The organism is Indiicoccus explosivorum (assembly GCF_002167005.1).
Taxonomy (GTDB): domain Bacteria; phylum Bacillota; class Bacilli; order Bacillales_A; family Planococcaceae; genus Indiicoccus; species Indiicoccus explosivorum.
The window spans coordinates 13,728-28,884 of sequence record NZ_NHTN01000056.1; the positions used below are offsets into that span (position 1 = coordinate 13,728).

12 protein-coding genes are annotated in these 15,157 nt (G+C 55.7%); 3 read left to right on the forward strand and 9 right to left on the reverse strand.

Annotation, left to right across the window (positions count from 1 at the left end; genetic code table 11):
* Window positions 1-76: 76 nt before the first annotated feature.
* From CCE92_RS13555 to CCE92_RS13575, 5 genes are all read right to left on the reverse strand, one after another.
* Window positions 77-718: a YczE/YyaS/YitT family protein gene (locus tag CCE92_RS13555; RefSeq protein WP_241536060.1), complete on the reverse strand. Its 642-nt coding sequence runs from the start codon at window positions 716-718 to the stop codon at window positions 77-79.
* Window positions 719-751: 33 nt separating this feature from the next.
* Window positions 752-1,231 carry a Cys-tRNA(Pro) deacylase gene (ybaK, locus tag CCE92_RS13560; protein WP_088008752.1) on the reverse strand — a complete coding sequence of 160 codons (480 nt, stop codon included), beginning with the start codon at window positions 1,229-1,231 and terminating at the stop codon, window positions 752-754.
* A gap of 11 nt (window positions 1,232-1,242) precedes the next feature.
* Window positions 1,243-3,402, reverse strand: coding sequence for a DNA topoisomerase III (locus CCE92_RS13565; RefSeq protein ID WP_088008755.1), 2,160 nt, complete (start codon window positions 3,400-3,402; stop codon window positions 1,243-1,245).
* Window positions 3,403-3,937: 535 nt separating this feature from the next.
* Window positions 3,938-4,501, reverse strand: coding sequence for an NADPH-dependent FMN reductase (locus CCE92_RS13570; protein WP_088008758.1), 564 nt, complete (start codon window positions 4,499-4,501; stop codon window positions 3,938-3,940).
* Between the two features lie 97 nt (window positions 4,502-4,598).
* The gene (locus CCE92_RS13575; protein ID WP_088008760.1) at window positions 4,599-6,416 is read right to left on the reverse strand and encodes a cation:proton antiporter; all 1,818 of its coding nucleotides are present in this window, start codon (window positions 6,414-6,416) and stop codon (window positions 4,599-4,601) included.
* 160 nt (window positions 6,417-6,576) lie between these two features.
* Here CCE92_RS13575 and CCE92_RS13580 point away from each other — a divergent pair, with 160 nt between their 5' ends.
* Both CCE92_RS13580 and CCE92_RS13585 read left to right on the forward strand, forming a co-directional pair.
* Window positions 6,577-6,759: an SE1832 family protein gene (locus CCE92_RS13580; protein ID WP_088008763.1), complete on the forward strand. Its 183-nt coding sequence runs from the start codon at window positions 6,577-6,579 to the stop codon at window positions 6,757-6,759.
* 39 nt (window positions 6,760-6,798) lie between these two features.
* The gene (locus CCE92_RS13585) at window positions 6,799-8,358 is read left to right on the forward strand and encodes an ABC-F family ATP-binding cassette domain-containing protein (protein WP_088008766.1); all 1,560 of its coding nucleotides are present in this window, start codon (window positions 6,799-6,801) and stop codon (window positions 8,356-8,358) included.
* 50 nt (window positions 8,359-8,408) lie between these two features.
* Here CCE92_RS13585 and CCE92_RS13590 read toward each other — a convergent pair whose 3' ends face one another.
* The 4 genes from CCE92_RS13590 to CCE92_RS13605 all read right to left on the reverse strand — a co-directional run bounded on the left by CCE92_RS13590 (window position 8,409) and on the right by CCE92_RS13605 (window position 13,554).
* Complete coding sequence (locus CCE92_RS13590; protein ID WP_088008769.1) at window positions 8,409-9,857, reverse strand: phospholipase D family protein; 1,449 nt, start codon at window positions 9,855-9,857, stop codon at window positions 8,409-8,411.
* Window positions 9,858-9,920: 63 nt separating this feature from the next.
* On the reverse strand, window positions 9,921-11,369 hold the full coding sequence (locus tag CCE92_RS13595; RefSeq protein WP_162287880.1) for a phospholipase D-like domain-containing protein: 1,449 nt from the start codon (window positions 11,367-11,369) through the stop codon (window positions 9,921-9,923).
* A 151-nt stretch (window positions 11,370-11,520) separates the two neighbouring features.
* Window positions 11,521-12,057 (reverse strand): RNA polymerase sigma factor, encoded by a 537-nt coding sequence (locus CCE92_RS13600; protein ID WP_088008774.1) that lies wholly within the window; start codon window positions 12,055-12,057, stop codon window positions 11,521-11,523.
* 252 nt (window positions 12,058-12,309) lie between these two features.
* Window positions 12,310-13,554, reverse strand: a complete 1,245-nt coding sequence (locus tag CCE92_RS13605) for a hemolysin family protein (RefSeq protein WP_088008776.1) — start codon at window positions 13,552-13,554, stop codon at window positions 12,310-12,312.
* Between the two features lie 176 nt (window positions 13,555-13,730).
* Here CCE92_RS13605 and CCE92_RS13610 point away from each other — a divergent pair, with 176 nt between their 5' ends.
* The gene (locus tag CCE92_RS13610; RefSeq protein ID WP_241536061.1) at window positions 13,731-15,101 is read left to right on the forward strand and encodes a dipeptidase; all 1,371 of its coding nucleotides are present in this window, start codon (window positions 13,731-13,733) and stop codon (window positions 15,099-15,101) included.
* Window positions 15,102-15,157 lie beyond the last annotated feature (56 nt).

Consider the following 15,157-nt stretch of genomic DNA (forward strand, 5'->3'; position numbering starts at 1 on the left):
GAAAATAAAACCTATCGATTCACTCGGTTTTATTTATACCACAATCGCAAGGACCGCTTCAACTTTCCGGATTGCATCAGAACCGCACTGCAGGCGGTGTTCCGCCCTTCTCCGCGAGCACCCGCTCCAGCAGCGCGCGGCATTGCGGGATGGACTGCTGGGCGATGAGGCCGGTGCCGAATGCGACGATGACCGTCCCCGCACCGACGGGGCCGCCGAGCAGCCAGCCGAGCACCGCGACCGTCACTTCGATGATCGAGCGGACCGTCCGGATGCTTAGGCCCGACCGCTCCACGAGGAACAGCATGAGCCCATCGCGCGGTCCGGCCCCCATCTGCGGCGACACATAAAGCCCGATGCCGTATGCGTACACGAAAAGACCCGCGACAAAAATGACAATCTGCCCGGCAAACGACTGGATATCCGGCAAAACGAAATTGAAAATATCAATGAACACGCCGATCAGCACCATATTCAGCACTGTCCCGAGTTTCGGAATCTTCCGGGTCGCCCCCATGGTGACTGCGACGATCGCCAGCCCGATCAGGATGGACCACGTGCCGATGGTGAGCCCGAAATTCTTGAACAGGCCGATCGCCAGCACATCCCAAGGCCCCACTCCCATCATCCGGCCTTTGATCATCATTGATATCCCGAGCGCCAAAATCATCAGACCAACTGTAAAAAAGACCCAATTGACCGCTGTTCTCTTTACCAAATCCATTCCTTCTTTCCTGAGGGCTGAAACCTTTCAAGTGAGGTCAGCGAACTGGGCATCCGCCGCTTTCGCCAAATCTCCCGGCGCCAGCTTGAGCTGCATGCCGACTTTCCCCGCCGACACGATCATCGTCTCCAAATTCTCCGCCTGCCTGTCAATAAACGACGGATAGTGCTTTTTCATGCCGAGCGGCGAGCAGCCGCCGCGCACGTAGCCGGTCACTGCCGTGATATCCTTCACCGGCAGCATCTCGATCTTCTTTTCGCCCGCGGCTTTCGCCGCCAGCTTCAGATCGAGTTCATCCGCCACCGGGATGATGAACACATATGGCTGCCTGTCCGCCCCCTGCGCCACGAGCGTCTTATACACTTCGGAAGGCGCGGCACCGATTTTGGCGGCGACGGACACGCCGTCGACCTTGCCGTCTTCCGTCTCATACTGCAGCACTTCATATCTCATGTTCTCCCGGTCCAGGATCCGGGCCGCATTCGTCTTCGCCGGTTTCTTCGCCACGCGGTTTCCTCCTAGTCCTGCTGCTCCATCAGTTTCTTCAGTGCATCCGCCATCGCCGTGTTCTTCGGTTCATCCTGTTTCTTCAGGTACTGATTGACGTCACGCTTCGATGCTTTCGACTGCGATTTCTTCTTTTTCTGCTCGAACACCGACAGCTTCTCCCGGTGTCCGCACTTGCACGTGAAGATCCGGCCGTCCCCTTCGCCGCGCAGTTCCATGCGCTTATGGCACACCGGACAGCGCGCGTTCGTCTGGACCGCAATCTTTTTCCGGAATCCGCATTCGCGGTCCTGGCACACATGCATCTTGCCGCGCTTGCCGTTCACTTCGAGCAGCGGTTTGCCGCAGTCCGGGCACATCTTACCGGTGACGTTATCGTGCTTGAACTTCCGGTCGCTCGACTTGATTTCCGACACGGCGCGCTTCGCGAACGAAATCATTTCCGTCATGAAGACATCTTTCTTCAGCTCGCCTTTCTCGATCCGCTTCAGCTTCTGCTCCCATTCGGCCGTCAGTTTCGGCGACTTCAAGTCCTCCGGCACGAGGTCGAGCAGCTGCCGCCCTTTCGACGTCACAAGCAGATCATTGCCGCGCTTCTCGATGAGGAACGTGCCGAACAGCTTATCGATGATATCCGCCCGCGTCGCCACCGTGCCGAGCCCGCCCGTTTCCCCGAGCGTCTTGATGAGCGCTTTCGACTCGCCCGACATGAACGCCGACGGATTCTCCATCGCGCCGAGCAGCGTCCCTTCATTGAAATACGGCGGCGGCTTCGTCTTGCCTTCAGTCAGCGTGACCGCTTTGACCGGAAATTTCTGTCCTTTATTGAATAAAGGAAGGGTCTCTTCCCCTTCTTCGAGATCGCTGTCTTCCGCCCGCTTCCAGCCGGCGCTGCGGATCGTCTTCCCCTTCGCCGTAAAGGTCTCGCCTCCGACATCGAGCGTCACCGTCGTCCGGTCGTATTCATGCGGCGGCAGGAACACGGCGAGGAAACGCCGGGCGATGAGATCGTACAGCGTCTTCTCGCGGTCCGACATGTCATAAAGCGGCGCCGTCTCTTCCGTCGGGATGATGGCGTGGTGATCCGAAACCTTCGCGTTGTCAATGACGCCTTTCTGCGGCACGGCTTTGCCGGTCAGGATCTGATTCGCCGCCGCGCGGTTCGCACCCTTACCTGCCGCTTTCACGCGGTCCTTCAGCGTATCCTGCATGTCCGACGACAAATGCTTCGAATCGGTCCGCGGATACGTCACCGCCTTGTGCCGTTCGTACAGATTCTGCAGCGTGTTCAGCGTCTCTTTCGCCGACCAGCCGAAGCGCTTGTACGCTTCTTTCTGAAGTTCCGTCAAGTCGAATAAAGGCGGTGCCGGCTGTTTTTTCGGCACGGTCTTCACTTCCGTGACGGTGCCTTCGGTTACAGCATCAAGTTTCTTGAACAGCGCATCGATCTTTTCTTTATTGAACGAATTCGTGTTGCTGCCATCCGTCCACATGAAGGCCGTCTCGGGGGTGATCGCCTGGAGCCCCCAGTACGGTTTCGGCTTGAAGTTCTTGATCTCTTCTTCCCGCTCGGCGATCATGGCGAGCGTCGGCGTCTGCACGCGGCCTGTCGACAGCTGCGCATTGTGTTTCACGGTGAGCGCGCGCGTGGCGTTGATGCCGACGACCCAGTCCGCTTCAGAGCGGGCGACCGCCGCTTCGAATAGGCTATCGTACTTGCGGCCGTCTTTCAGGTTATTGAAGCCGTCTTTGATCGCCTTATCGGTGACCGAGGAAATCCAGAGACGCCGGATCGGCTTTGCCGTCTTCGTCTTTTCCAGGATCCAGCGGGCGACGAGCTCCCCTTCTCGCCCGGCGTCCGTCGCGATGATGACGTCGTTCACATCGCCGCGGCGGAGCTGGGCTTTCACCGCATTGTACTGCTTCATCGATTGTTTGATCGGCACGAGCTTGAACGGATCCGGAATGATCGGCAGCGTCTCCATTTTCCATTCTTTGAGTGACGCATCGTACTGTTCAGGCTGTGCCTGTGTCACGAGATGGCCGAGTGCCCACGTGACGATATAATTCTTGCCTTCGAAAAACCCGTTGCCTTTCTGATTGGCGCCGAGCACGCGGGCGATATCGCGGGCGACCGACGGTTTTTCTGCCAGCACTACTGATTTTGTCATGTTTTCTACCCCATTTCTGCCGTTCCATTATAACACGGCCGCCTGTCGCACAAAAAACCTCCTGCGGCTGCAGGAGGTTTCCGTACGCTGATCAGAGCTGTCGTTACCGGCTGGCAAAACCCGCTCGCTTTCCGCGGGCAGCCGGCAAGTCGCTTCGACCGCAAGCGGTCTCCAGGGTCTCGCCTTGGCTGCTCTTCCCGCAGGAGTCTCGCAAGTTTTGTCTTGCCGGCTAACGAAAAAACGATATGTCGCTCTCAGTCTGCAGCAGTCAGAAATTTTTATTCCCTCAATAAGTCGACAAGTCCATTGAAATTGACGCCGAAGGAAAGGAAAGAAACCCATGCCAAAACCGTATGCTCCTGCATCGCTTCGCTGCTTCGTCGCAAAGGCAGCCCTCACAGAATTCGGTCTACCTTTCCTGCGGAAAAACTGGCTGTCCGAGAATCCGTAAACCCGCGATAGCGGGTGCGGAGGCTCGGCAGTCAGTCCGCGGAAAGGGCATGGATTTCTCCTTTTCGAGACGTCTGATTCAACCTTACGGATTATCGACGGTTTCTTTCGACAGCTGCTGGCTCATTTCCGCGTACTGGACGAACACGCGCGCGAGTTCGCGCAGCCGGTCCAATACGTCTTCATCCGCAATCCGGTTGTTTTCGTCGAAATGCGATGAATGCGTATAGACGTAGTTCGGTGTGACGAGACAGCGGAAGTAGTCCAGAATCGGCTTCAGCTGGTTTTCAATGACGAGATGGTGCTGGTACGTGCCGCCGTTCGCCACGATCGAGACCGGTTTGTACCGCATTGTTCGGGGATGGATCAAATCGAATGTATTTTTCAGGACGCCCGGGATCGACCCCTGGAAAATCGGCGACGCAATAATGTAGGCATCCGCTTCCTCGAAACGCCGGGCGATTTCCTGCATGTCACTGTTATAGCCGTCCATCGGCCGTCCGTCGACAAATTCATGATCGTAATCGGCCAGGCTCAAAAAATCGAGTTTCAGACTCGGCCCGTACTCTTCCACGTATTTTCTTACCTGTTCGAGGACGGCGCCCGTTTTGCTGCCGACGATCGTACCGTCCACCAGTAACACTTTCATATCCGTGTACCCTCCTCCTGCTGCAATACTTTCACTATAGCAGACAGCGTGCTGCCATGTCCTATAAGCGGACTCGGATTTAACCCGGCACCGGCGCTTAAATGCCGGCGCCGTTTTTGATGCGCTGGTTTTCGAGGCGTTCCTTGATCCGTTTCTGTTGGCGCTCAGGCGGCGCCAGTGAAAGAAGCGTGTCCCCCGGCTGCGGTTCGATATGCTGATCGGCAATATAGAACTCGATGCCGCCGGATGCCCGGACGACCGCCAGGAGGATCGTCCCCTCGTGCCAGTCATCGAGAAAATCTTTGTACGTGAACTGCTCGGTGATCGTCGTCCGGCGGAGTTCATAGCCTTCCGCCATTTTCTGTTCAAGCTGATGGATGTTCCATTCATGGCCGAAAAGGATCCGCACGGTCATGGAATTCCGGAGATCTTTCGGGTCCGCCTGGTGGATCGCCGTCTGGTACAAGTTCTCACGGCCGAAATGCGGAACGAAATTATTGACGACAAGGGCGTTGTACGAATCGACTTCCGTTGCGGCGACAAGGGTCGGAAAAGGAGTCATGTCGACATCGTACTCAGTGTGCTCTGACAAGACTTCCCCCGTATAGGTCGGAACGCCGGCATGGCGGGCGGCCTGCAGCCGGCCCCAGGACCTGTCCATGATGAGGACGCGTTTATTCATATCCTTAAGGACGGAAGCCAGTCTCGTTGTAAACCGGTTGGCACCGACGAATAAAACACCGGGCTCGTCCGAGAACGCGAGATCCAATTTCCGTGCAATCCAGCCGATCGTAAAGCCGTGGGCCACGACCGTTGAAAAGACGAGCGCCAATGTCAGCGCGGTCAGGAGTTCCGCGTCCTCGTAGCCTGCTTCCAGAAGGACACTTCCAAAGTATCCTGAAACAGTCAGCGCCACGATTCCCCGCGGCGCGATCCAGCCGACCAGAAGCCTTTCTTTCCACGTCATGTCGGTGCCGATCGCCGCGATCCACACAGCGAGCGGACGGACGACGAACAGGATGACGAGCACATAAGCGAGGATGCCCCAATCGAAAATGGCAAGAAGGACATCCGTCGTCAGCGAAGCCGTCAGCATGATGAAGACGCTGGCGATCAGCAGAACGGAAATGTTCTCCTTGAAGTGCCTCATGTCCCCGATGGAGGAGATGTTCATATTCGCCATAATGATTCCCATCGCGGTGACCGCGAGTAGGCCGGTTTCATGCATGATGGCATCCGACAGGGCGAACGTGAAGAGCACGACCGCGAAAACAGCCGGCGCTTTCAAGTACTCCGGCACCTTCCCGCGCTCGAACAGCTGCCCCATCCCCCATCCTGCCGCAGCGCCGATGATGGCGGCGAACAGTGACGCGAGAAAGAACATGCCGAACGCCCCGCCGGTGACCTCCCCTTCAAAAAACAGGACCGCATGGTAAGCGAACAGCGCAAGGAGCGCGCCGAACGGGTCGACGATGATCCCTTCCCATTTCAGGAGAGCGGCAGGGCGCGGCTTCAGTTTCGCCTGCCGGAGCATCGGCAGGATGACGGTCGGTCCGGTGACGATGAACAGGCCTCCGATGACGAAAGCCACCGGCAGCGACAGCCCCGCCAGGGAATGGGCCGCATACGATCCGGCGATCCAGGTGATGAAGGCGCCTACGGTGACGAGCCGCAGGACCGGACGGTTGAATCCTCTGATCTCTTTAAAATTCAAGTTCAGGCTGCCTTCAAAAAGGATGATGGCGACCGCGAGCGAGATGAACGGGCGGAACAGCTCACCGAAACTTTCTTCAGGTGAAATAAGCCCGAGAAGCGGACCGGCAATCAGGCCGGCGATTGACATGAGGACGATGGCCGGCAATTTGAATACCCAGGCCAGCCATTGTGAGACGATACCGAGTGCGATGATCAGCATCAGTTCGAAAAGCAGTGAATCGATGGGTTTCCCCCCCTTTTTTCTATATGGAACATGGTTTTTCAGTCAGTATACCTTTTTTATTACCCAAGCAAAAAACTTTCAACCTGAATTCATGGGGAATGTTGTGCTATACTGGTATCAAAAATCAGGTGATGACATGGACAGACAGCAGCTGGAACGGGAAATCGCAGAGCTGAAAAGCGATTATATCAGACAGCAGGGCGATATTGAAAAACTTGAATCGACCGGCCACGGAAAAATGATCGAAAAAGCGGAAGCGCGGCTCGATGCAATGGAACAGCGCTTGAAAGAACTGAACCGCCAGCTCGCGGAACTGTGAGCGGCGGCTTTTTTTGAGGAAATTGGAGGAATTTCAGAAATGAGTTTATTGACAGTAGAAAATTTGAGCCACACATTCGGCGACCGGACACTGTTCAAGGATGTGTCCTTCCGCCTTGTCGAAGGGGAGCATGTCGGCCTCGTCGGCGCGAACGGCGTCGGCAAATCGACACTCATGAATATTTTGACCGGCCAGCTCATCCACGACGGCGGGAAAGTGGACTGGCTGCCGAAAACACATTACGGTTATCTGGACCAGCATACGCAGCTGAAGCCGGGGCAATCGATGCGGGAAACGCTGCAGGACGCCTTCCTGCCGCTTTACGAAAAAGAGGCGGAACTGAACGAAATCGCCGACCGGATGGCGGAGGCGGATCCGGACACACTGGAATCATTGCTCGGGGACATGGCGGAAATCCAGGACGCACTCGAAGCCGGCGATTTCTACTCGCTCGATGTCAAAGTGGAAGAGGTCGCCCGAGGGCTTGGCCTGGATGCGATCGGCCTTGACCGCGACGTCTCGACATTATCAGGAGGGCAGCGGACAAAAGTGCTGCTGGCGAAGCTGCTGCTTGAAAAGCCGAAAGTGCTGCTGCTCGACGAGCCGACAAACTATTTGGATGAAGAGCACGTCTCCTGGCTGTCCAATTACTTGAAAAATTACCCACACGCCTTCCTCCTGATTTCACACGACACGGAATTCATGAGTGGCGTGACGGACGTCATTTTCCACCTGGAGTTCTCGAAACTGTCCCGCTATACCGCGACGTATGAGAAGTTCCTGGAACTTGCCGAGCTCAATAAACGCCAGCACATCGACGCGTTTGAAAAACAGCAGGAGTTCATTAAAAAACAGGAAGACTTTATCGCCAAAAATAAAGCCCGCTATTCAACGACAGGACGTGCGAAGTCCCGCCAGAAGCAGCTGGACCGGATGGAGCGGATCGACCGGCCGGAGACGGCGGCGAAACCCCAGTTCGGATTCAAGGAATCACGCAGCCCAAGCCGCTACGTCATCGAAGCGGAGAACCTCGAGATCGGGTACGGCGATCCTTTGCTGCCGCCGCTGACATTCGAAATCGAACGGGGCGAGAAGATCGCGCTCGTCGGGATGAACGGAGTCGGGAAGTCGACGCTCCTGAAGACGATGCTCGGGAAGATCCAGCCGCTGGGCGGCACCGTGATCCGCGGGGATTACCTGAACCCGAGTTATTTCGAACAGGAAGTGAAAGCCGGCACGGAAACGCCGATCGATGTCATCTGGGCATCCTACCCATCGATGGAGCAGAGCCAGGTGCGGGGCGCGCTCGCCCGGACCGGCCTGAAAAGCGAGCACATCGCCCGGCCGATGAACAGCCTGAGCGGCGGTGAGCAGGCGAAAGTGCGGCTCTGCCGGCTGATGATGGAAGAAAGCAACTGGCTCGTATTCGATGAGCCGACCAATCACCTGGATGTCGACGCGAAAGCGGAACTGAAGCGCGCCATGCAGGCGTATAAGGGTACGATCGTGCTGGTCAGCCACGAGCCTGATTTCTATGAAGGCCTGGCGACAAAGGTCTGGGACGTGGAAGACTGGATCAGCGCCGGCTCCATCAAATAGTCGATGAATGACGCAAGGCCGCCCCTTTTCAGGAGCGGCCTTTCCCATTTTCAGTATGTCGTTATTTTCAGCGCTTTTTGCAGCGCGTAGATTCCCCGCTGCCACCTGGTCCAGTCGTTCTGATAGGCTTCGGCGTCGAGCGTGTACAGCGCGTCTTCATTGCGCCACAGCCGTTCGAAGTACGCTTCCATTTCCTTCACCAGTCCGCTGTTCGCCGGCGCTTCGATCCGGAGATTAGCTTCCAGGTTATAGTCATCGAGCGTGCGTTCCGTGTAATTGGATGATCCGCCGGAAATCACAACGCCCTCCGCTGTCCGGATCATGATCGTTTTCGTATGGTACTGTCCGACAACAGTATTATACCAGCGGATCTGCAGATTCGGGGGGGAATCCCGGAGGATTTCATGGACGACCGGCCGGTTCGGAATCCCGCTCTTTTCCCGTCCGAACGAATTTTTGTTCGGATCGAGGATGATCCGGATATCCGCTCCGCGGCCTGCCGCTTCCTCGATGGCCTCGATAATATCCCGCTTCGCCAAAAAGAACATGCCGAGCCAGACATCGTCACCCTCGCCGGCCTCCTCCAAGTCTTCAAGCAGCGCATGGAGCGTCTGCTGTTCGGTCAAGTACTGGACCCGGTACGGCCCTTCTTCAGCCGTCACTTCGGCGCGCGGCAGTTCCGGCCCGCCAGACATCAGCGAGACCGCTTCCTCCGCCTCCAAAATGTCATTCAGCACTTCCCCGCTGACTTTGAACGCCATATTCCCATGCAGGCCGCTCGCGTTGTGCGGGTTCGCGGAACTTACAATCGCTTCCTTTTCTGTAACGATTGTTTTCCGGTGGTTCGCTTTCACATTGAGAAGCGTCGAATAGGACGGAAGGGTCAGGTCCGGCGCATCCTTTGCCATCGGGTTCGGGAGCCAGCCTTCTCCCCGATTGGCCGGCCACTGGAAAAACAGCCGGTATAGCCCCGAGTAGAGCGGGAACGAATCCCGGAGCTGGTGCAGATCCGTAATGACCACTTCGATACCGGCCGACTGCATGCGGTCAAGATATGGACTTCCATAAGATCCGTAGCCGATATTCAGCGGATCGGTAATGAAGAAAATCGGCATATCCGGATTGGCTTCCTTCTTCGCCACTAAATGATCGGTCAATGTCCCGGCGATGTCCGGAAAGTCTTTTCCCCGGGTTCCGTAATGGTCGAATAAAAAATAATCCGCCACAATGAATTGTTCCGCCTCGTCGATTACAGCATAAATTTCCTGGAAGATTTCCAATTCAGATTCGAGCCCTTTTCCTTCCTGGTCCTGCGCGAATGAAAGATCGGTCAGCATCTCTACCGAACCGGCAGTCCTGAATTCCCCTTCATACGAAATTCCTGAAGGCAGCGGCTTGAACGTATGCCAGACGATCATACTTGCGTAAAGCACCAGCACTGCAGCAAGCGGCCAAAAAAGCAGCCGTTTCCGCCGGATCCCCTTTCTCTGCCGTTTCATCCCGGCACCCCTCTCCCATTCTCCGAAAACATGGTGACGGCGGAAAATCCGCCGCCCTTTCTTTTAAAAAGTCGTGATGCGCAGCGCTTTTTGAATGTTATACACTGCCGTGTGGACCGGACTCAGCTCATCTTCGTAAGCGGACCAGTCCAGCGTGAAGTCAGCTCCGTCATTCGTCCACAAACGCCGGAAGTATGCGAGCACATCTTCCGCAAGCGGACTGCCGGAAGCCGACTCGATGCGGAGGACGCTTTCCGCATTGTGGTTCCGGAGTGAGCGTTCCGTAAAGTTGGCGGAGCCGCCTGTGATGACCATCCTGTCCCCCGCCCGGACAGCAAGCAGTTTCGTATGGAACTCTCCGGTCGGAATGTTATACCATCGGATCTGCACTTTCCCATCTGTCCGCTCGATCAGTTTTTCCGCAACCGGCCGGTTCGGGAGTCCATTGCTGTCATGGCCGAAAGCGACCCTGTTCGGATCGAGGATGAGACGCACTTCCGCCCCCCGTTCCGCAGCTGACTGGATAGCCCGCAGCACTTTGGCATCCGACAGGAACAGCATACCAAGCCAGACTTCATCCCCTTTGCCGGCAGACGCCAAATCCGGCAGGACGGCTTTCACAATCTCTTTTTCTGTCAGATATTGGACGATATAAGGGCTGTCCCGGTCAGCCGTCAAAGAAGACGGCCGCGGCAGGCGCGGTCCGCCGGAAAAGAGGGAGACCGCTTCTTCGGCCTCCAGAATATCGCAGAGGACCGGCCCGCCCAGCCGGAACGCGACATTGCAGTTGAGGCCGCTCGGATCATGCGGATTGGCTGAGCTTACAATCGCCTCCTTCTCGGACACAACCGTTTTCCGGTGATCCGCCCGGATATTGAACATCGATAAATAAGATGAAAGGGTGAAATCCGGAGCGTTCTTGTCCAGCGGATTGGGCAGCCAGCCCTTTCCTTTCCGGTCATCCGCCAGCGGAATCAATCGGTACAGGCCTGAAAACAGCGGAATCGAATCCCGAAGCCGGTCCAGGCTGACATAAACGGTCTCCGCACCAGCAGACCGCAGTTGTGCCACTTCCGGCGGTTCGTAGGAACCGTAACCGGAACTGATGGGATCTGTGAGAAGGCAGATCCTGATTTCCGGGGATTCCTCCATTTTACGGAGAAGGTCCTCCATTAGCCGCTGCGCGATTTTCGGTTCTCCATCCCGGTGCTTTCCGTAATGGCCGAACAGGAAAACGTCCAGTACGATGAATTCCTCAGCTTCTTGGATCAGCCTGCAAATGGCATCAAAAATCGCCGTCTCCTGCCGCCGTTCCCCATTTTTCATGTATGTGAGATCTGTGAGAAAGCTGACTTCATCTGCCCGCCGGCGTTCTCCCTTGAATGCGAGACCCGGCGGCAAGGGTTTATTCATATGCCAGAGCATCGCCCCCGCGTACAGTATGCCGATGCCGGTCATTGCGGACCGCAGCCGCCGTTTTTTCCGGTTTTTCCGTCTCTTTTTTTGTTCCATGCATTCCCTCCTCATTCTCATGGTTTCAGTACCGCCGGCTGTCATTGCTTGCCGGTTCCTGCCGGCCATCCGATTCTTTTCTTCTATTATACCAATCCGACCGGAATGAGAGAATGAAAAAACAGCCGGATCCACTCCGGCTGTCTGCTGTTTATGCGGTCATGATATAGTCGCTCGCCTGGCGGTCAGCAAGCATCAGTTCCTTCAGTCGCTGTTTCGCACGGAACAGACGCGATTTGACTGTACCGACGGATACTTTCATTTCGGCTGCAATTTCGTTCAAGGACAGCTGGTGCACGTAGAAATACAGGATTGTTGTGCGGTAAATACTGTCGAGCTCGGCGATTTTTTGGCGCATGAGCACGGCGGCATCCTGCTTTTCCGCAATTTCTTCGGCGCCCGCTTCATCCGATGCGATCAGATCGAGCAGGGAAACGTCGAGTCCTTCCGGCTGGGGCATGATGTGACGGCTCCGACGGACGTTTTTCCGATAGCGGTCGCGGAATGTGTTCATGCAGACGGTCGTGAGCCAGGCTTTCGCATGCTCGATGTTTCCGTTCCTGCCTTCAGAGCGGACAACTTTCAGCCAGACATCCTGCATCAAGTCTTCCGCTTCGTCTTTATTGCGCGTCAATTTTAAGCATAAATGGTAAATATACCGGTTGTATTCAGTGTACAAGGCTTCCATTGTGCCGCCTCCGTTCTGTTCTGCTGTTAATCACAGTTTGCCAGACACTAGGCTTACCCTCTATCGCATTCACTTTCAGTTTACTTACAAACGTGTAAGCACCTTGACTTCGAAGAGATCGCTTTAAGCAGACGCTCTCTGCCTTAGGATGCGGGAACTGCAGCCAGCGTGATAGGACGTTGCGGGGCCGGCTGCCGAGGGATGGCCGGCTAGAAGCGGCAAATGAAAAAAGCTCCCGCACGCGGCGAAAGCTTAGACGGGAACTTCCATGGAATTTTTTGTGATGGTCAGCCGGATGATTTTATTGCGCTCCACTTCATCCACCCTGACGACAAGATTCTCATACTCAAATTCTTCCCCTTCATCAGGCACATGGCCCAGCTGCTGGAGAACGAAGCCCGCCACCGTATCATTGTCATCTTCAGGGAGTTCGATGCTGAAGGCTTCGTTGACGTCTTCGATTTCAAGGCGCCCGTGGCAGGAGATCCGGTCCTCGGTCATCGCGAAGATCAGCGCATCGTCTTCCTTGTCGGTCTCATCTTCGATGTCCTTACCGATCATTTCTTCAATGATGTCCTCTGTCGTGACGAGGCCGAGCGTGCCGCCGTATTCGTCGAGGACGATCGCCATATGCTTTTTCTTGCCAAGCATCATTCTGAACACTTTCTCGACACTTACCGATTCGGCAACGAACATCGGATTGTCGTCCATCAGTTCGCCCAGCGTCAGCGCAGGATTCACAGACCACTCAATGAGCCGCTTCGTATAGAAAAGGCCGATGATGTTATCGAGGTTTTCCTCATAAACCGGATACCTCGTATACGGATGGCTCAAGATGATGTCCCGCACTTCTTCATACGTCGATTCAATCGGAATCCCCACTGTATCCGTCCGGTGCGTCTCCATGACGTCCGAAACGTCCTTGGATGAAAAATCAAGGACGCCCATGAGGCGGAGCGATTCTTCCTCTTCGAACGTCCCTTCGCTTGAAGCGATATCAACCATCGACCGGAGTTCTTCTTTCGTAAGTGTCGCTTCCTTTACCTGCCCTCTTGAGATGAGCCGGATGAAGACGTTGGTGAACTGCGCGAGAATCCAGGTCAGCGGCCTCAAGACTGTGACGAGCACAGAAATGACTGGCGCGACGACATAAGCGACCCGGTCAGCGAACGTCGCAGCGATGGTCTTCGGCAGCACTTCGCCGAATACGATCAGCACAACGGTCAGAATACCGGTCGCCAAACCGACTTCCCACCCGCGGGTGATGGCGATGGTCGTAACGAGCGTCGGGAGCATGATGTTCGCGATGTTATTCCCGATCAGAATCGTCGTGATCATTCGGTCCGGCTTCGAGACGAGCCGCAGAACACGCTGCGCCGCAGCGTCTTCCTGTTCAGCCCGAAGCTGGACCTTCATCCTGTTAACTGCAGTGAGTGCAGTCTCGCTTCCCGACAGGAAAAATGACATGGCCAAGAAAAAAGCGAGCGCTATGAACAATTTTGTTTCCTCCAGTATAAAGCTGTAAAAATGATAGTTAAGCTGTTCCGTTCCCGGAACTTCCGAGCTCTTTCTCTGCCATTCATTATATCATAGGGATTTTCAAAATGTCGAAACCCCTGCCCCTTGTGCTATACTGTTTCCGAAAATCGGCAATCAGAAATGGAGGAATTCAGTTGAATCTCGAACTCGACCAGTATTTCGAACAGCAGCGCGACAGCCATTTGGATGAATTGAAGGAATTTTTGCGGATCCCCTCCGTCAGTTCATTGAATGTACATAAAGACGATGTCCGGCATGCGGCATCATGGCTTGAAAAAGCGTTGACGAAAGCCGGATTCGACAACGTCGCGGTCGAAGAGACCGGCGGCCATCCCGTCGTTTATGCCGACTGGCTTCATGCGGAAGGCAAACCGACCGTCCTCGTATATGGCCACTACGATGTGCAGCCGGTCGATCCGCTTCATTTATGGGAGACAGAGCCATTCGATCCGCAGATCCGGGACAATAAAATCTTCGCCCGCGGCGCAAGTGACGACAAAGGCCAGACGTTCATGCACATTAAAGCGGCGGAAGCCCTTCTGAAACAGGAAGGCCGGCTGCCCGTCAACATGAAATTCATCATAGAAGGTGAAGAGGAGATCGGCAGCCCCAGTCTTCCGGCGTATGTGGAAGCGAATAAAGAACGGCTCACTGCGGATCTCGTCATCATTTCCGATACCGGCATGTACGGCCCCGGCCGACCCGCTGTCTGCTACGGGCTCCGGGGACTCGCCGGCATCCAGATCGATGTGAAAGGACCGAAAGGCGATCTGCACTCCGGCCTCTACGGCGGCGCCATCCAGAATCCCCTGCATGCCATTGCGGAAATCGTCGCCTCTTTCCATGATAAAGACGGCACGGTGCAAGTCGAAGGATTCTACGAGGATGTCCGCCCGGTGACGGAGGAAGAGCGGGCGGCTTATCGGGAACTCAGCTTCGACACGGAAGCCGAAAAACGCGCCCTCGGAATCACGGAAGATTTCGGGGAACCGGGCTATTCATTCATCGAGCGCACTTGGGTGCGGCCTACCCTCGAAGCGAACGGCATTTTCGGCGGGTTTTCCGGAGAAGGCATCAAAACGGTCATTCCGGCAGAGGCCGGCGCAAAAATCACTTGCCGGCTCGTGCCCGACCAGGAACCGGAAGATATCATCAGCAAACTGCGCCGCCACATCGACACACATAAACCCGCCGGTGTCACGGTGACGATCACCGAGTTCGATAAAGGCAATCCGTTCATCACGCCATTCGACCACCCGGCCATCCAGGCAGCGGGGAAATCCTATGAAAAAGTCTACGGCGTCCCGACTGTATTCACCCGCATGGGCGGCTCCGTGCCGATTGTCGCCGAGTTCGATAAGATTCTTGGGATTCCGGTCGTACTCATGGGGTTCGGTCTGTCATCCGAGAACTTCCATGCGCCGAACGAGCATTTCCATTTGGAGAACTTCGATAAAGGGCTCCGGGTCATTTCCGATTACCTGCATAAAGCGGCAGCATTCTGATTTGCCGTGCTATCGGCAAAACAGAGATCAGGCTTAACGCTGAACGCGCATAAATC